The sequence below is a fragment of the Bifidobacterium pullorum DSM 20433 genome (assembly GCF_000771405.1).
GTDB lineage: Bacteria > Actinomycetota > Actinomycetes > Actinomycetales > Bifidobacteriaceae > Bifidobacterium > Bifidobacterium pullorum.
Genome location: NZ_JDUI01000009.1, coordinates 84,916 through 102,131 on the forward strand (window position 1 = coordinate 84,916; position 17,216 = coordinate 102,131).

General features: G+C 66.4%; 14 protein-coding genes and 1 tRNA gene. 8 read left to right on the forward strand and 7 right to left on the reverse strand.

The annotated features are described in order from the left end of the window. Positions 1 to 1,260 carry an MFS transporter gene (locus OU11_RS05665; RefSeq protein ID WP_033515147.1) on the reverse strand — a complete coding sequence of 420 codons (1,260 nt, stop codon included), beginning with the start codon at positions 1,258 to 1,260 and terminating at the stop codon, positions 1 to 3. Then, on the reverse strand, positions 1,260 to 1,817 hold the full coding sequence (locus tag OU11_RS08830) for an ArsR/SmtB family transcription factor (RefSeq protein ID WP_161782765.1): 558 nt from the start codon (positions 1,815 to 1,817) through the stop codon (positions 1,260 to 1,262). The genes OU11_RS05665 and OU11_RS08830 overlap by 1 nt, the downstream gene beginning before the upstream one ends. 297 nt (positions 1,818 to 2,114) lie before the next feature. On the opposite strand from OU11_RS08830, the gene OU11_RS05675 reads away from it, so the two are divergent. From OU11_RS05675 to OU11_RS05700, 6 genes are all read left to right on the forward strand, one after another. Beyond that, positions 2,115 to 3,665 (forward strand): adenosylhomocysteinase, encoded by a 1,551-nt coding sequence (locus OU11_RS05675; protein ID WP_081963480.1) that lies wholly within the window; start codon positions 2,115 to 2,117, stop codon positions 3,663 to 3,665. Further along, the gene (locus OU11_RS05680) at positions 3,662 to 5,125 is read left to right on the forward strand and encodes an amidohydrolase family protein (RefSeq protein ID WP_081963481.1); all 1,464 of its coding nucleotides are present in this window, start codon (positions 3,662 to 3,664) and stop codon (positions 5,123 to 5,125) included. Before OU11_RS05675 ends, OU11_RS05680 begins: the two co-directional genes overlap by 4 nt. Positions 5,126 to 5,151: 26 nt before the next feature. Continuing rightward, positions 5,152 to 5,622 (forward strand): cupin domain-containing protein, encoded by a 471-nt coding sequence (locus tag OU11_RS05685; RefSeq protein WP_033515149.1) that lies wholly within the window; start codon positions 5,152 to 5,154, stop codon positions 5,620 to 5,622. A gap of 135 nt (positions 5,623 to 5,757) precedes the next feature. Next, positions 5,758 to 6,630, forward strand: a complete 873-nt coding sequence (locus OU11_RS05690; RefSeq protein WP_033515151.1) for an ABC transporter substrate-binding protein — start codon at positions 5,758 to 5,760, stop codon at positions 6,628 to 6,630. 119 nt (positions 6,631 to 6,749) lie between these two features. Beyond that, on the forward strand, positions 6,750 to 7,637 hold the full coding sequence (locus OU11_RS05695; RefSeq protein WP_033515153.1) for an amino acid ABC transporter permease: 888 nt from the start codon (positions 6,750 to 6,752) through the stop codon (positions 7,635 to 7,637). 2 nt (positions 7,638 to 7,639) lie between these two features. Further along, positions 7,640 to 8,416, forward strand: a complete 777-nt coding sequence (locus tag OU11_RS05700) for an amino acid ABC transporter ATP-binding protein (RefSeq protein WP_052122716.1) — start codon at positions 7,640 to 7,642, stop codon at positions 8,414 to 8,416. A gap of 165 nt (positions 8,417 to 8,581) precedes the next feature. Here the strand turns inward: OU11_RS05700 and OU11_RS05705 are convergent, their stop codons facing one another. The 5 genes from OU11_RS05705 to nusA form a co-directional block, all read right to left on the reverse strand. Then, on the reverse strand, positions 8,582 to 9,862 hold the full coding sequence (locus OU11_RS05705) for a riboflavin kinase (protein WP_033515155.1): 1,281 nt from the start codon (positions 9,860 to 9,862) through the stop codon (positions 8,582 to 8,584). 41 nt (positions 9,863 to 9,903) lie between these two features. Beyond that, entirely contained in the window at positions 9,904 to 10,947 is a 1,044-nt protein-coding gene (gene truB, locus OU11_RS05710) for a tRNA pseudouridine(55) synthase TruB (RefSeq protein WP_033515157.1), read from the reverse strand. Then, complete coding sequence (gene rbfA / locus OU11_RS05715; protein ID WP_033515158.1) at positions 10,944 to 11,540, reverse strand: 30S ribosome-binding factor RbfA; 597 nt, start codon at positions 11,538 to 11,540, stop codon at positions 10,944 to 10,946. Before rbfA ends, truB begins: the two co-directional genes overlap by 4 nt. A 208-nt stretch (positions 11,541 to 11,748) precedes the next feature. Beyond that, positions 11,749 to 14,484 carry a translation initiation factor IF-2 gene (gene infB, locus OU11_RS05720; RefSeq protein ID WP_033515160.1) on the reverse strand — a complete coding sequence of 912 codons (2,736 nt, stop codon included), beginning with the start codon at positions 14,482 to 14,484 and terminating at the stop codon, positions 11,749 to 11,751. 207 nt (positions 14,485 to 14,691) lie between these two features. Further along, positions 14,692 to 15,720: a transcription termination factor NusA gene (nusA, locus tag OU11_RS05725; RefSeq protein ID WP_033515163.1), complete on the reverse strand. Its 1,029-nt coding sequence runs from the start codon at positions 15,718 to 15,720 to the stop codon at positions 14,692 to 14,694. 74 nt (positions 15,721 to 15,794) lie between these two features. Between nusA and OU11_RS09320 the strand changes: the two genes are divergently transcribed. Together OU11_RS09320 and OU11_RS05735 are read left to right on the forward strand one after the other, a co-directional pair. Beyond that, positions 15,795 to 16,781 (forward strand): hypothetical protein, encoded by a 987-nt coding sequence (locus tag OU11_RS09320; RefSeq protein WP_052122717.1) that lies wholly within the window; start codon positions 15,795 to 15,797, stop codon positions 16,779 to 16,781. A gap of 71 nt (positions 16,782 to 16,852) precedes the next feature. After that, positions 16,853 to 16,941: transfer RNA gene (locus OU11_RS05735), tRNA-Ser, on the forward strand. The last annotated feature ends 275 nt before the right edge of the window (positions 16,942 to 17,216 follow it).

Below are 17,216 nucleotides of genomic sequence, written 5' to 3' on the forward strand. Positions count from 1 at the left end.
TCACAGGTCCGTCTCGTCCCAGCGGTCAGCGGCGGGAATTGTTCGCACCGGCTTGGATAGGGCCAACGGCAGCACGAGCGCCACAACGACGACCAGCGCAAGCGCCGCCAGGCCACCCAGTCCGATGCGTGCGACCGACTCGCCGGCAATCGCACCACTGAACACCGCCAACACCATCGCGGGGACCGCCACCGTGGACGAAATCCGACCTTGCAGCTCTGGCGGCGTCTTGGCGAATACGAATCCCATCACACCGGCGTTGACCAGCGGCAAGGGCAGGCCGAACAACGACAGACAGACCAACACAACCGGGTATGATTGCGAAACCACCATCGGAACCATGCACATCGCGTAGAACACCATGGCCGCAACCATCGCGGCGCCGACGGGAACACGGGCAGACCATCGACCGGCAATCACCGCACCGACCAGCGTCATCACGCATAATCCGGTGTCGAGCAGACCAACAAGGAAACGCGGCGTCCCATCGGCGATCAGATACAGCAAAGCCCCCTGCGACACACAATTCATGGCGAAGTTGACCAGCGCGGCCATGACAAGCAACGCGGGCATGCGCCGTCGACGGAACGACCACGCCCACCCCTCGAGGAAGTCCTCGAGGAATGAAGCACCGGAAACGGACGAGGAATCGCCGCCATCGGTCGCACCGGTCTCCGATTTTGCGCGATGCCAATCATGAGGTAGATGCAACGCGGTCACGCCGCTGACCGCGTACAGCAGTACCGATGCGAGAAACGGCAACCACGCGGTAATCGCGTACAACACGCCGCCCAACGGTCCGCCGATGATGCTGACGGTGGCATCGCGCCCCTCATTGATGCTTCGCGCCTGCGGATAATCGGCGATGTCGATGATCGACCGGAGCATCGCGTCAGTTGCCTCACCGAGGAAGCCGCCGACCGCCGCCGCGAGCACCGCCAGCGCCGTCAGGATGGGGAACGTCAGCACGCCGCCCATCACCAACGCGCCCGCCGTGCCCCAAATCACCACGCCGACCGCCGCATTGACAAGGATCAACGTACGCCGGTCGTGACGGTCGACGAAGGTGCCACCGAATATCTGTGAGACCTTACCGGCGAGGGTGACGAGCGTGACCAGCCAGCCGGCGAGTGCGACCGACCCCGAGATATCGTAGGCAACCATCGACAATGCGAGGTCTCGCAATACGAAACCGAGCGCCGATGCAGTGTCGGCCGCGAACCATGCACGATAGTGCGAGGTTTTCCAGAACGCGGCCATCACAGCACCAGCCTGTAGAGCATCCAGGATACAGACACGTTCTCGGAACCATCGCTTTCATGATGTTCGGCGTCACACCGGGACTTCCACCGGGCTACGACTTCGCCGATCTCCGCGCCCAACGCATCGAGATCGGCGGGGGTCATGCGAATCACCGTGTCACTCAGGTCAAGCGCGTCCGCCCACTCGTCCGACATCGCATGACGGGCCTCCAGGAAACGGTCGAGCATACGGGAGGCCATCACACCGAAGGTGTGGAGCATCATGTTCTCGGATTCGAGGTCGTCCCCGTCTGAGACATCGCCGAATTCGGTGACCGGCGCGACGGCCTGCCAGCAGCTTTTGCGCCCATCGCCGTCGGGACTCGGCACCCTACGGACCAGACCACCCTTCTCAAGCTTGCCAAGATGGTAGCTGACACTGCCGGCCGCCTCCCCCACGACTTCGGATAGTTGCCCGACCGTCATATCGCCCCTGACACGCAGGGCCCCCAGAATCAACGCACGGGTCGGATGCGCCAGGACACGCATCCGCTCAACCGAATCGAGCCGACTCACAGCCGCCGCTCCAGAACCGCCCGCCTGCGCCGCACCCGTCGGGCACCCTGCGGCAGAACCAATCCGATCATCATCGTTTACGCCACACATCATGCCCCCTGACTGGAATTCGTCCGACATTATCTTTACAAGATTTATTGTACAACATTTCTTGTATTACTTCGACACTTTGCCACATCACCACGCGACCACAGTGATTGCGTCATTACTCGTTCACCACATCGCCTGTACGAGGCGGCGCGCCGGTACCCGCGCAGGCACTCCTGACGCGGCGGCCCGGCCATTAAGATACTGCGCATGACCAACACGATGAATACACCGCCGCGGTTCGGCGAGTGGGCGGCCGTGGTCTCGCAGCGCACCAACCGGTCACTGGCCGGGCGTCGGATCACCCTGCCGCCCGCGACTCGGCACGACGCCGATGCCGCCGATTCGGGCCGTGCATGGCGTCAATTCCGCAGCGAGGCGGCGCAGTGGGGCATGATCGCCTCCGACGCCGACGTGCACGCCGCGCACTCCCCCGACGCCTGCACCCCGGCGGGCGGCGACGCGCCGTTGGATCCCCGATGCCCCGTCACGCAACTGTTCGATTCCCGCCATGCGGCCGGCGTTGCGGCCATGGATTACGCGCAGGAGCATATGCCGGTGACCGTCGCACTGTTGAAGACGCTGACCGGCGAAACCGATCTCGACGGCGTGCGTATCGCGGTCTGTCTGATTCTGGAACCGAAGACGGCCGTGCTGCTGCGCCTGTTGCAGGCCGCCGGCGCGACCGTGGGCGTGTACTGCGAACCCGAGTCCACCGACCAGCGCGTGGCCGACCAGCTGCGTCGGGAGGGCATCATGGTCCAGGCGGATGCGGGGTGGACCGCCGAACAGGCGCATCAGGGCGCGCTGCGGCTGCTGGATGAGATCCGCCCGCAGATCATCATCGACGACGGCGCGAGCTTCGCCCGACTCGCCGCGCTCGAACGTCCGCAACTGCTGGACGATCTGGTCGGCGTATCCGAAGAGACCACGAGCGGCGTGCGCGCGTTCGAGGCGATGCGGGACGCCGGGGCGTTGACGTTCCCGGTCATCGCGGTCAACGACAGCATCCTGAAAACCGGGTTCGACAACGCGCACGGCACCGGTGAGACCTGCGTGACCACGATGCAGGACATCCTCGGCGCCCGCGCGTTCGACGGCGCCCGGGTCACGGTGGTCGGCTACGGTCCGGTCGGCCGTGGCTTCGCGATGCGCATCCGCACGCTCGGCGCCCAGGTCACAATCTGCGACACCAACCCCGTGGCGGCGCTGCGTGCCGTGTTCGACGGGTTCGCCGCAACGGATATCGACGAGGCGCTGCCGCAGTCCGATATTGTGGTTTCCGCCACCGGCGTACGTCATACCATCGCGCTGGAGCATCTGCGGCGCATGCGGCAAGGCACGGCGTTGGCCGTCATCGGCGGCATCGCCAACGAGATCGCCTTGGACGACATCCCGGACTTCCACGGCGAGCCCGGCACCCGCATCCGCGACCTGGCCGTGCCCGAGGGTCCCGTGATCCGGCTGTTGGCCGAAGGCGACGGCGTCAACTACACGGCGGGCGGCGGCAATCCGATCGAGATCATGGATCTGAGCTTCGCCGTGCAGGTGTCGGCGGTCGATTATCTGTGGCGCACGCGCGGCACGCTCGCCCCCGGCCTGCATCGCCTGGATGCGGACGCGGATCGGCGCATCGCCGCCATGGCCCTGTCCGTACGCGGGTTCCGCGCCAGTCATGCCGTGGCGGACAACGGGTACGACTGGACGCTGACGCGGTTCGCCGAAACCGAACGCCGTTCGCGAACGCAGGAGGGCCGATGAACATCCACGATCCACTGTATGCGGCAGCCCACCCCCAGCCGCTCACCGAGGTCACGCTGTATTCGGCGCCGCTGATCATCCCGGTCACCGGCCCGGTGATTCTCGACGGGTCCATCGCCGTATCCGGCAGCCGCGTCGTGCACGTCGGCACCCGCCGCTGGGTGCTGGACACCCTCGAATCCGAGTTGGCGCCGGACGCGCGCGTCGACGAACGGTACTGGCGCGGCGTCATCACCCCCGGCCTGGTCAACGCCCACACCCATCTGCAGTACACGGCGATGGCCGACGTGGGCCGCGGCACGTACGGCGACTTCCACGAGTGGGAGGATGCGTTCGACGCCGTCTACGACGGCTGCGACGGCGACATGTGGCGGGATTCCGCACGCGCCGGCGCACGCATGATGCTCGAGGCCGGCACCACGGCGGCCGCCGACATCGTCACCGACCCGCAGGCGGCCGACGCGCTCGCCTCGCAGGGCATGCACGGCGTGGCCTACTGGGAGGTGATGAACTGGCACAACAGTGACTGGAAGACCGCAGGCATCAGCGAACTGGTCAATCATCTGGGCTCGATGCGTCAGGAGGGGCTGCCCAGCATCGGCATCAGCCCGCACGCCCCGTACACGCTGGAGACCGCGCCGTTCGTGGACCTGCCCGACATCGCCCGCCAACTGGACATGCGTCTGCACATCCATCTGGCCGAGACTCCGATGGAGGCCGGCGCGGACACCGATGACCTGACCATCTACTCGGCCGCCGCCTGGCGCGACCGGCATTGGACCAGCTACACGGAGCTCAAACGGGAGGGGCTCAACGCCTCCGCCATCCAATTCCTCGACCAGCTCGGTTCGTTGGGCCCCGACGTGCACATCGCCCACGGCGTGTGGGCGAGCGCGGAGGACCGCCGCATCCTGCGTCAGCGCGGGGTCGGCGTGGCGTTGTGCCCCAGGTCGAACCGGATCACGGTCACGGGCAAGGACGCGCCCGTGCGCGCCTATCTGGAGGAGGGCAATCTGCTGGCCATCGGCACCGACTCCCTGTCCAGCTCCCCCAGTCTGGACGTGCTCGACGACGCGGCCGCGCTCTACGACCTGGCGCGGGCACAGGGATACCGGGCCAACGACCTGTCCCATCGCATCATCCGCATGCTCACCATCGGCGGCGCCCAGGAGATAGGCATGTACGTGGGCGCAGGCCGCATCGGGCAGATCAACGCCGGCGCCACCGCCGATCTGGCGTTCTTCGACATCCCCGTCGACATCACCACCCCGGCCGGCATCGAAACCACCATCGACAATCTGATACGGCACGGCGCTGGCACCAACCGGGCCACCGTCATCTCCGGCCGTCTGCTGTACAACGCCGGCGCCTTCGATATCGCCGACGCCTCCGGCGACGTCGCCGACGGCGACCCGACGGCCCCCGTCAACCCAATCCCAACGACAACCCCGGCACGCTGACAAACCCATCAACGAAAGGACACACCATGAGCGTGGCACTGCAAGACATGAGCCCCTACGCGCAATCCATCGTCGCCCGACTCGGCCTCGAACCGCATCCGGAAGGCGGCTGGTACGTGCGCGACTGGCAGTCGCCGATCAACGACCGGTCCGGTCACAGGCCGCTGTCGTCGCTGATCTACTTCCTGCTGGCCGAAGGCGACGCCAGCGCCTGGCATAAGGTCGACGCCGACGAAATCTGGCTGTGGCACGGACCGGCACCGGTCACCATCGAACTGGGCGGCGAGGGAGAGGCCCCGGATGAGGCGGGAGCGGAATCGGTCACGCTCGGGGCCGGCATCGCCGCAACGGACGGGGACGATGCAGCCGCCGCACCCGTCGGACATCTGGTCATCCCCGCGGGGGTCTGGCAGCGCACCCTGCCCGGCACCGGTGACGCGCTCGTCTCCTGCGTGGTCAGCCCCGGCTTCGAATTCGCCGGATTCACCCTGCAATAGCGAGCGGAGCCACGGCGATAACCGGCTATCGGCAAGTCCGATAGCCACACGGTTCCCTCTGACCAAACGGCGTCCTACTATACGTAAGGACGTCGATACCGTTTCCACGTCCAACCACAGATTCAGGAGAGTGACATGGCTTTTTCAGGCAAGCAGTTCATCCGCGCGGCCGCCGCGACCCTCAGCGTCGCCGCGCTCGCGCTGACCGCCGCATGCGGTTCCAACGCCGCGGATTCCACCACCGACGACACCCAGTCCAACAGCGGAGACCTCACCCAGCAGACCGTGGCCCCCGGCAAGCTGACCATCGCCACCGGCGACCCGGCGTACGAGCCGTGGGTGCTCAACGACGACCCGGAGTCCGGCGAGGGCTATGAGGCCGCCGTGGCGTACTCGGTGGCCGAGAAACTCGGCTTCGACGCCGAGGACGTGGTGTGGACGCGCACCACCTTCGACGCGGCCATCGCCCCCGGCCCGAAGGACTGGGACATGAACATCCAGCAGTTCGGCATCACCGACGAACGCAAGCAGGCGGTCGACTTCTCCTCCGGCTACTACAAGGACACTCGTGCCGTGATCGTGAAGAAGGACGGCAAGTACGCGAACGCGAAGTCGCTCGCCGATCTGAAGGACGCCGTGATCGGCGCCACCGTGGGCACGCAGGGCTACACCTATGCCAAGGAGAAGATCAACGACGACGTGCAGACGTTCAACGACGACGCCTCGCTCGCGCAGGCGCTGGACGCCGACCAGATCGACGCGCTGGTGGCCGATACCACCGTGTGCGTGTACATGGTGCAGTCCGGCCAGGTGGCGGATGCCGTGGTGGTCGGCCGCATCGCCGACTCCGAGGACAAGGACGGCATGGGCATCGTGCTGCCGAAGGATTCCGTGCTGACCGAGGCCACGACCAAGGCCGTCGACGAGCTGGACGCCGATGGCACGCTGCAGGAGCTGCAGGACCAGTGGCTCGCCGAGTACACCTCCGATCTGCCGGAGCTTGCCTGACGCGGGTCTGACGCGGGTCTGACACGACGCCATCGCGGCCGGGCGCCTCTTTCCGTGCCCGGCCGCCGTGTTTCCGGTCCGTACAAGCCTCATTCCGATACCGAATTAGAGTAGGAACCATGAGTTTTCCGTCCACCTCCCCCAACCCCGCCGCTGATGACGGGGCGATGTCGGTCAGCGGCGTCGAACTGGAACGCCGCGCGTATCGGCGCAAACGGCAGCTGCAGTCCGTGGCTGTCAGCATGGTCAGCACGGTGGTGCTGGCCCTGGTCGTCGTCGTGGGATTGCAGATGTCCCCCGGCTGGCCGCATGTCAAGGAGACGTTCTTCTCCGCCGAATACTTTGCTAAGTGTTTCCCAGAAGTGTTGGACGGCCTGTGGCTGAACCTGCGGATTCTGATCGTGGCCGTGATCGGGGTGGCGGTCCTGGCCACCCTGATCGCATTGATCCGTACCAGCCGCAATCCGGTGATGTTCCCGCTGCGCGTCATCGCCGCCGTCTACACCACCGTGATGCGCGGCATCCCGATGATCGTGCTGCTGTATCTGATCGGCTTCGGCATCCCCGGACTGGGCCTGTTCGGCCGCATCGACCCGGCGATCCTGGGCACGATCGCGATTGTGCTCGGCTACGCGGCGTATGTGGCGGAAGTGCTGCGCGCCGGTTTCAACGACGTGCACCCGTCGCAGCGCGCCTCCGCCCGCTCGCTGGGCCTGACCGCCGGACAGACCACCTGGCTCGTGGTGATTCCGCAGGCGTTGCGCAAGGTGACGCCGGCGTTGATGAACGATTTCATCTCCATGCAGAAGGATGTGGGCCTGATCTCCGTGCTGGGCGCGGTGGACGCGGTGCGCGCCGCGCAGATCGAGGTGGCCAGCTCGTACAACTTCACCCCGTACGTTGTGGCCAGCCTGCTGTTCATTCTGATGAGCGTGCCGTTCATTCTGTTGAGCGACTGGTATTCCGAGCGTCTGCGCAGGCGCGAACAGAGCGGAGGTGTGGTGTGAGCATGACGGCAACCGTTCCCGGAACCGTGCCGGCCGCCGGCGATGCGCCCGTGGTGCTGCGGCTGGAGAACATCCGCAAGTCCTTCGGCGATGCCCATGTATTGAACGGCATCTCATTCGACATCCGCCAGCACGAGGTGGTGGCGCTGCTCGGTCCCTCCGGCTCCGGCAAGTCCACGCTGATGAAATGCGTGAATCTGCTCGAACAGGTGGACGACGGGCAGATCTGGCTGGGGGGCACCGACATCACCGATCCGCGTGCCGATCAGGACGCGATCCGCTCCCGCATCGGCGTGGTGTTCCAGCAGTTCAACCTGTTCCCGCACATGTCGGTGATCAGGAACGTGACGCTGGCCGCGCGCAAGGTGCACCATTGGAACAAGGACCGCGCCGAGGCGAGGGCCCTGGAGCTGCTCGACCGCATCGGCATGCGGGCCAAGGCCGGCGCCTACCCCGACCAGCTGTCCGGCGGCCAGCAGCAGCGTGTGGCCATCGCCCGCGCGCTGATGACCAATCCGGAGCTACTGTTGCTCGATGAGATCACCTCCGCATTGGACCCGATGCTGGTCGGCGAGGTGCTGGACATGGTCTCGGAGCTGAAGGACCAGGGCACCACCATCCTGATGGCCACGCATGAGATGAGTTTCGCCCATGACGCGGCGGACCGCATCGTGCTGCTGCGCCGCGGCGTCATCGCCGAGAACGGCACGCCGCGCGAGGTCATGGACGAATCGCAGGATCCGGAAACCAAGGAGTTCTTCAGCCACTTCCGCAGCTAGCGGCTTCCCGCCCCTCCCCTTTTTCCGGACTCTGACACATTTGTGACCGTGATACAAGTTGAAAACCTTGGAATATAGCGGTTTTGACAATGGTGTCAGAGTCACAATGTGTCAGAGTCACATCATAGCTGCGACGGGATTTTGCGATTCGGCTGGCATTCTTGATCAGGCGGTCAGGCGCCTGGTCTGGTCCACGTAGGAGTTCAGCGCGGCGATCAGCTCGTCCACGCCGTCGTATCGGACCATCGGATGCAGGAATCCGGCGAATTCGAAACGCACGCGATGCCCATACAGGTCCAGCCAGGAACCGTCCTCGGTGATCGCATAGGCCTCCGCCACACGCTCGTGCAGTCCGGTCTGCTCGCTGAACGTCGGCTTGGTGCCGATGGAGATCGCAGCCGGCCAACGGTACGGGGAATCGGCGGCGCACCTTGCCACGGCACCATGGTCATCGTACGGGTGCAGTCTGGGTGCGGTCCGCCCGGCGTCCGCGGAATCCGCGTCGACCCGCTCCAGTGCCGGGCAGGTGGCGTTATCCGTCGGTCCGTGGGATTCAGCCGGACCCAAATCGACCAGCCATCCGGCATACACGCCGTCCACCGGCAGGTAGCCGTCCAGGCGCTCCCCCAGGTTCGCGGTCGGGAATCCAAGCGCACGGCCGCGCTCCTCACCATGCACCACCACGCCTTCGACCGCGTGAGGACGCCCCAGAATCGCGTTCGCGTCCTTGACGCGGCCATGTCCGAGCAGATATCGCACGTTCGTGGAGCTCCAGGCGCGGGTCCTACGTCCCTGATGCCGCTTGCTCCATGCGCGCAGCTGTGCCTTGGTCATGCCGGCGGTCGGATCCTGCGGCTCCCCCGGCTCCGTAGGCGCTTCGGGATGCGCGTCGGCGGGGATGCGCACCTCGCCGGGGCCGCGATCGTCCACCACAACCAGCTCGAACACGCCGGTGGCCTGCGCCAACGTGTCGATCGCCTTGATATCGCCCTCGCGATTGTTGCCCATCGCGGCGTCCGTCCCGAGCACCAGCGTGCGCATGCCCACCCGGCCGACCATCTGTCCCAGGAAGAACCGGTAGGATTTCGCCGCGAACGGCAGCGAGTAACGGACCTGCAGCACCACATCCACGCCGAGGTCCCGTATGACGCGCAGCCGCTGGTCCACGCCGGTCAGCGCCTCCACGTCCACGGCATCCTCCGGCAGCGCCGCGCCGTCGTGTTCGGCCGCATACCGGTGCACAAGCCCGGGTCGGGGGTCGAACAGCACCACCACGGCGAACGAATCGGTCTGTTTCGCCAGCTCGACCACCTTGCCGATCACCGCGGCATGCCCTTGATGCATGCCGTCGAACACGCCGACCGTCACCACGGCCCTGCGGTCCGGGCTGAGGGCCGGCCAATCGACCTGACCGTTCTCATCGGGGGTCAACGTCATGATGTCCATAATCGTCCTTTACTCTTCAAGCGCGGCACCGGCTCGGCACCCTACGCCACCGGGAACACGGTGACGGGTTTGGCCATGCCATGGCCGCACGGTTCCACGATGGCGATGAGGTCGTTGCGCTCCGGCACCACCGCGGCCAACCATCCGCCGCGCGGCGTTCCCTCCGCGACGCGGATACGACGTCCGAACCGCAGGTCGGCGGCCTCGACGTCGGATACCTCGATCACCGTCATCGCGGCAGCGGCGGCCTCGATCATCGATAGGGCGTGCGCGGCGAGATCCGCCCCGGCCACGTCAAGCACGGCGCGGTTGCGGGTCACGGTTTCGCCGTCACGGTTGGTGAACGTGCGTTGTTCGACGTGGGCCGTCACCGCGCGTGGATCATCGACACGATACCGTCCGACGCGGATGCGGCGCAGACGGGTCAGATGCCCGCCCACACCCAACGATTCGCCCAGATCGCGGGCGAGGGCACGGATGTAGGTGCCGGCCGAGCAGGTGACGCGCACGTCCACGTCCAGCATAGGCAACGAACCGTCGCCGGAGCCGACATCCTCCGGCGCGTCGCCGGGCCGTCCATCGGCCATGGCCGCAACCCGTACCGGGCGCACGTCAAGCACCGCGAACTCATGAATCGTGACGGGCCGCGCCTCGAGCTGCACGTCCTGGCCGTCACGGGCCAGATCGTAGGCGCGCCGACCGTTGACCTTGATGGCCGAGTACGTGTTCGGCACCTGCTCGATCGTTCCGGTGAACCGCGCATCGATCACGGCCCGCAGCTCGTCGCATGACATGGCCGGGACCGGATGCACGGCGATGGTCTCGCCGTCGGCGTCGTCGGTGGCGGTGCGCTGGCCGAGCCGGATCGTGGCCTCGTAGGTCTTATCGTGTTCGACGATGACGTTGAGCAGGCGCGTGGCGTTGCCGAAGCCGACGATGAGCGCGCCCGTGGCCATCGGATCGAGGGTGCCGGCATGGCCAACCCGCTTCATATGCAAGGCGCCGCGCACCGCCGCCACGATGTCATGGCTGGTCACGCCCTGCGGCTTGTCGACGATGAGCAGACCGGAATTCGCCAACGTCACGCCTCGGTGGATGTGTCGGAGTCCGCGGTGAATGTGTCAGAGTCCGTGCCGGCGGAGGCGACGTCATCCAGGTCGATGTCATCGAGTTCGTCCCAGTCGTCCTCATCCTCGTCGTCCCAATCCGAATCCTCATCCGGATCGGCGTCCTCGTCGCGGGCCTCGGGATGCTTGTACGGGTCGGCGTCGCCGGCGTACTGGGCGGTCTCGCGGGCCTTGGCCAGCTCCTCGTCGCGCTTGCGGGCCACGGCCAGGATGTCCTCGATCTCATGGGCTTCGCCGGGCACCTCGTCGAAGATGAACTGCAGCTGCGGGGTCAGACGCAGGCCGGCCTTCGTGCCGACCAGCGAACGCAGACGGCCCTTGGCTTGGTTCAGCGCCTCCTGGGCGCGCTTGCGCTCGCCCTGCTCCTTGCCGGCATGGCCGAGCTGGGTCCAGTAGACCTTGGCGAGCTGCAGGTCGTTGGTCACACGCACCTCGGTGATGGTGACGTTGGCCAGACGCTTGTCGTGCAGCTGGGCCTCCATCGAGGAGGCGATGACACGCTGGATGAGCGCCGCGATGCGCGCGGCGCGGGGGTTGGTTCCTGAAGGCATGGGGTTCCTCGCTCGTTCGTCGTCAATCAGTCGGGCCGATGCGGTTCCTCGACGCGTCCGGCCGTATGTTCCGATGTTCCATCGTCGCACATCCCACGGTCATTGACCGCCGTCCGCGAACGGCGTGCACGACCCGGAACGCAGCGGGCGCCCGCGGCCGGAGAACCGGCTTGCGGACGCCCTATGCACGCGGGGTTGTCCCGAGCGGCTACTTGCGCTCGATCTCCTGCATCTCGAAGGTCTCAATGACGTCGCCGATCTCGATGTCATTGAAGGAGCCGAGGTTGATACCGGCCTCGTAGCCTTCCTTGACGGAGGTGACGTCGTCCTTGAAACGACGCAGCGAGGAGATCTCCAGGTCGTTGACCGTGGCCACGCCGTTGCGCAGGATGCGGCACTTGGTACCGCGCTTGACCTCGCCGTCCTGCACCATGACGCCGGCGATGTTGCCGAACTTGGAGGAGCGGAAGATCTCGCGGATCTCCGAGTGGGAGGTGACGACCTCCTCGTACTCGGGCTTGAGCATGCCCTTGAGCGACGCCTCGATGTCCTCGATGGCCTTGTAGATGATCGAGTAGTACTTGATCTCCACGCCCTCGCGCTCGGCCAGCTCCGCCACCTGACGGTTCGGACGCACGTTGAAGCCGATGATGACGGCCTTGTCGACCGTGGCCAGGTTGACGTCGTTCTGCGTGATCGCGCCGACGCCGCGGTGGATGACCTGGATGCCGACCTCGTCGGACACCTCGATCTTCATGAGCGAATCCTCGAGCGCCTCGACCGAGCCGGACGAATCGCCCTTGATGACGATGTTGAGCATATCCACCTCGGACTTGGCGAACTGCTCCTTGAGGCTCTCGAGCGAGACGATCTTGCGGCGCTTGGCCAGCTGGGCGGCGCGCTCGGTGGCCTGGCGCTTCTCGGCGATCTGGCGCGCGGTGCGGTCGTCCGGGGCGACGAGGAACAGGTCGCCCGCGGTCGGCACCGAGGTCAGACCCAGCACCTGCACCGGCGTGGACGGCACGGCCTCCTTCATCTGCTTGCCGTTCTCGTCGAGCATCGCGCGGACGCGGCCGTACGAGGTGCCAGCCACGATGGCGTCGCCGACATGCAGGGTGCCCTGCTGCACCAGCACGGTGGCCACGGCGCCGCGGCCCTTGTCCAGACGCGCCTCGACGGTCGCGCCACGGGCGTCCATGTCGGGGTTCGCGCGCAGGTCGAGCTCGGCGTCGGCCGTCAGCAGCACGGCCTCGAGCAGCTTGTCGACGTTCGTACCCTGCTTGGCGGAGATGTCGACGAACATCGTGTCGCCGCCGTACTCCTCCGGCACCAGGCCGAACTCGGTGAGCTGGCCGCGGACCTTGTCCGGGTTGGCGCCGGCCACATCGATCTTGTTGACGGCCACGACGATCGGCACATGCGCCGCCTGGGCGTGGTTGATGGCCTCGACGGTCTGCGGCATGACGCCGTCGTCGGCGGCGACCACCAGGATCGCCACGTCGGTCAGCTCGGCGCCACGGGCACGCATGGCGGTGAACGCCTCATGGCCCGGGGTGTCGAGGAACGTGATCTTGCGCTGCTCACCCTCCAGCGAAACGGTGACCTGGTAGGCGCCGATGCGCTGCGTAATGCCGCCGGCCTCACCGGCGATGACGTTGGTGCGGCGGATGGTGTCGAGCAGTCGGGTCTTACCGTGATCGACATGACCCATGACGGTGACCACCGGCGGACGCGGCTTGAGGTCCGCATCCTCCTGGAGCTCCTCCTCATCCAGGTCGATGTCGAACTGCTGCAGCAGCTCCTTGTCCTCCTCTTCGGCGGACACGATCTTGATGTTCCAGCCGATCTCCTCGCCGAGGATCTGGAACGTGGACTCGTCCAGCGACTGCGTGGCCGTGGCCATCTCGCCGAGATGGAACAGCACGGTGACCAGCGCGGCCGGATTGACGTTGATCTTCTCCGCCAGATCGGCCAGCGAGGCACCCTGACGCAGACGGATGGTCTGCCCGTTGCCTGCGGGAATGCGCACGCCACCGATGATCGGGGCCTTCATCTCCTGGAATTCCTGGCGTTTCGCCAGCCTGTTCTTGCGGGCCTTCGACGACTTGCCGCCCTGACGGCCGAATGCGCCGGCCGCGCCGCCGCGGCCGCGACCGCCGCCGCGTGCGGGACCGTTATTCGGAGAGGCGCCGCCCTGGAACCCGCCGGAGGTGTTGCCACCGCCGAAACGATTGCCACCCGGACGGCTGTTGCCGCCCTGGCCGGGACGATGCTGTCCCCACTGCCCCGGCTTGGCGCCCTGCGCGCCCTGACCGGGACGACCGCGGAAGCCGCCGCGGCCGCCGCCCTGACCGGGACGGCCGTTGCCGCGACCGCCACGACCGTTGTCCACAGTGGGTCGGGACATCGGATGCGGACGCGGGATATCGCTCGGGGTCGGCGTATGCATGCCCTGCTTGCGGCTGAACGGGTTGTTGCCCGGACGGGGCCCGCTCGGACGCTGCGTATCCTGCGACTGGCTGCGGTTGCCCTGCGGTGCGGGCTTGCCGCCCTGGGGACGGGACTGACCATGGCCGCCCTGGCGCTGGCCGGGCTTCGGGGCCGCGTTGTGATGGCCGGATTCGGCAGCGGGCTTCGGCGCGGCGGGACCGGGCTTCGGGGCCGCCGCATGGGGCTTGCCGGAATTCGTCGGTGCCGCGGGCGTGCCGGCGGTCGCCGGCTTGGCGGGCGCGGGCTTGGCGGGGGCCGGCTTCGCCGCGGCGGGCTTGGATTCCTGCGCGGCGCCGGGCTTGGGGAACGCCGCCTTCAGGCGACGGGCGACCGGGGGTTCCACGGTCGAGGATGCGGATTTGACGAATTCTCCCATTTCCTTGAGCTTCTCAAGGATCGTCTTGCTATCGACGCCAAGTTCCTTGGCCAGATCATACACGCGTGCTTTCGGCACTCAATTCTCCTATTCTGCGACCGCGCGTATGCCGGCGGTCACGCTTCGATGACGGCGAGCTTACCCTGTCTCATCGTGCAACCATGGTCGTTATACCTCGTGTTTCATACCGCGGCGCAGAACCGCAGTCCAACGCCCGGAATACCGCAGCCAAGCATACTCGTGGCTGTGGAGAATCCGGGCGTGGCGAGCGTGGGAATCCCGGGGTCAGGATTCGTGTTCCTCCTGCTTGGCCTGGTGGGCCTCGGCGGATTCAATGCCGATCTTCCATCCGGTCAGCTTGGCCGCCAGACGGGCGTTCTGCCCCTCCTTGCCGATGGCCAGCGACAGCTGATCGTCATGGATGAAGGCGATGGCGGTCTTGTTCTTCTCGCTGATGACCTTGACGCCGGTCGCCACCGCGGGCGACAGCGCGGCCGCCACGAACTTGGCGGGATCGGCCGACCAGTCGACGATATCGATCTTCTCCGGGCCGAGGTTCTCCATCACGGCACGCACACGCGCGCCGCCGGGGCCGATCAGGGCGCCCTTCGGGTTGACGCCCTCGGTGTTGGCGCGCACGGCGATCTTCGTGCGGGCGCCGGCCTCGCGGGCGATCGCCATGATCGACACGGCGCCGGAATTCAGCTCGGGCACCTCACGCTCGAACAGGTGACGAACCAGTTCCGGATGCGAGCGCGACACGATGATCTCCGGTCCACGCAGCCCCCGGGCCACATTCACCACGTATACGCGCAGACGCTCGCCGTGGCGGTACCGTTCGCCGGGCACCTGCTCGCGGCGGGGCAGAATCGCCTCCACATCGCCGACCGCGATATGCACGTTCGCGGTGTCCTTGGCGTCCTGCTGCACGATGCCGGTGATCAGCTTGCCCTTCTGTCCGGAGAAGGCACCGAAGACCTTGTCGTCCTCCGCCTTGCGGAACAGCTGGGTGATGACCTGGCGCGCCGTGGAGGCGGCCAGACGGCCGAAATCACGCGGAGTGTCGTCGTATTCCTCGCCGAGCTTCGGAGCGGGGTGCGGATCGTCCTCGGTCGGCTCGACCGGAATCTCATCCTGCGCCCACACGGTGAACGTGCCGGCGCGGTCGTCAAGTTCAATGCGCGCATGCTTGGCGGCGTGCGGGGTTTTCATATATGCGAGCCGCAGCGCCTCGGCGAGTGCGGTATCCAACGTCTCCGCATCGATTCCCTGCTCGGCGGCCAGCCGATGCATGCCATTCAGGTCCAGTTCCATCTTCAAGACCTCCTATGAAGTTATATCCGAGCGCTTGGCCCACTGGTCACAGTCAAAGGCTAGTCTAGTGGTTTATGCAGACACTGTACGCCGCGAAGAATCGCCTGTTTCCGCGTGTCCGCCGTTGGGCGGCGGCCGTGGCGGCGATCGTATCCGCCGCGGCGCTGTGTGCCTGCGATCCCCCACGCATCGAGGGGCGCGCCGAGGCCGAACGCCGGCTCAACCCCTGCGAGCAGGCGTTGTACACGGCGTTGGACGCCGACCGCACGATCGCGACGGCGAAGCCGGTGATGCTGGCGCATACGGAACTGACCATCTCACGGGACGCTTGGCTGGACGTGGCGGTGTATTGCCCCAGCCGGTTCGGCGAGGGGGTCACGCACGCGGCACGCGCGCAGGTGCGCGCCGAAGCCGTGTACGGGGCGGACGCCGTCGACGCCGGTTGGTCCGTGAACGGCGTGGCCACGCTGGATCCCGATGCGGATGCGGACGCGCTCGACGGACTGGTGGACCTGTCCGCCGCGGCGCTTACCGAAGATAAGGCGGGATTCGCCTTCGAGGTGCTGGCCGCACGCGGCGCGCCCGGTGCCACGCTGGAACTCAGCGACAGGTCCAAGTCCGCCGCGCAGAAGCTGGCGGCGATGTCCGGCGACGATTCCCGGCAGGCCGTCTATGCCGTCGGAAATCTGATCGACAATCCCGACACGGCATTGGACGGCGCCACCGGGCTGAAGGCCCCCACCGCCTCGGTCGTACTGATGGACTGCGCAAGGTCGTTGGTCGGCGCCGTGGCGGAGGGAACCGAACTGCCCACGGGTGCGGACGCCGAGTCCGCGCAATCCGGCGACGTGGGAATGACGCGGACCGATGGCGCGAGCGGCACGCAGCGCAACGGTTCGGATGGCACGCCGGCCGGCGGCACGGACGCCGATCGAACCGTCGAACGCGCCTGGCGTGCGTACGCCGTGCAGGCGGCGAACCATACCGCGCAGGCGTTCCGCCTGGGCTACCCGATGATTGACGAGGCGTTGTTCGAGGCTGAAGACACGGCCAAGGACTGAACAGACGCCACGCCGATTTGACGTGTCAGCGTTCTGTGCCATAATAGACAAGTTGCTTATGGCAACCATAAGGATGAGTGTCCGAGCGGTCTAAGGAGCACGCCTCGAAAGCGTGTGAGGGCAACCCCCTCCGCGAGTTCGAATCTCGCCTCATCCGCCACCAAAGGTCTTGGCCCACTGGTCAAGACCTTTTTGCGTATGTGGCAAGACTTGGGGCGTAGGCTGGGGTATAGGCCAGATTTGGGTTATAGGCCAGATTGTGTGTCCGGAGGCAGGGGGTGTTAGGTAGCGTCAGGTGTCTGGACGAGGGTGACATTCAGGTCACAGTCGTGCCCCCCCCTGTTTCCCGACCAACGAGGGCGACACATGGTACGACACGCCGTACCCGTGGCAAACCACCCCCAAAAGTTTGCCGTGTTTGGCGGAATATAGCGG

What these genes read in the sequence shown, in the direction of transcription:
- OU11_RS05665 (WP_033515147.1), bottom strand. Translation starts at nt 1,260, where the DNA reads ATGGCCGCGTTCTGGAAAACCTCGCACTATCGTGCATGGTTCGCGGCC.
- OU11_RS05675 (WP_081963480.1), top strand. Translation starts at nt 2,115, where the DNA reads ATGACCAACACGATGAATACACCGCCGCGGTTCGGCGAGTGGGCGGCC.
- OU11_RS05680 (WP_081963481.1), top strand. Translation starts at nt 3,662, where the DNA reads ATGAACATCCACGATCCACTGTATGCGGCAGCCCACCCCCAGCCGCTC.
- OU11_RS05685 (WP_033515149.1), top strand. Translation starts at nt 5,152, where the DNA reads ATGAGCGTGGCACTGCAAGACATGAGCCCCTACGCGCAATCCATCGTC.
- OU11_RS05690 (WP_033515151.1), top strand. Translation starts at nt 5,758, where the DNA reads ATGGCTTTTTCAGGCAAGCAGTTCATCCGCGCGGCCGCCGCGACCCTC.
- OU11_RS05695 (WP_033515153.1), top strand. Translation starts at nt 6,750, where the DNA reads ATGAGTTTTCCGTCCACCTCCCCCAACCCCGCCGCTGATGACGGGGCG.
- OU11_RS05700 (WP_052122716.1), top strand. Translation starts at nt 7,640, where the DNA reads ATGACGGCAACCGTTCCCGGAACCGTGCCGGCCGCCGGCGATGCGCCC.
- OU11_RS05705 (WP_033515155.1), bottom strand. Translation starts at nt 9,862, where the DNA reads ATGGACATCATGACGTTGACCCCCGATGAGAACGGTCAGGTCGATTGG.
- rbfA (WP_033515158.1), bottom strand. Translation starts at nt 11,540, where the DNA reads ATGCCTTCAGGAACCAACCCCCGCGCCGCGCGCATCGCGGCGCTCATC.
- nusA (WP_033515163.1), bottom strand. Translation starts at nt 15,720, where the DNA reads ATGGAACTGGACCTGAATGGCATGCATCGGCTGGCCGCCGAGCAGGGA.
- OU11_RS09320 (WP_052122717.1), top strand. Translation starts at nt 15,795, where the DNA reads ATGCAGACACTGTACGCCGCGAAGAATCGCCTGTTTCCGCGTGTCCGC.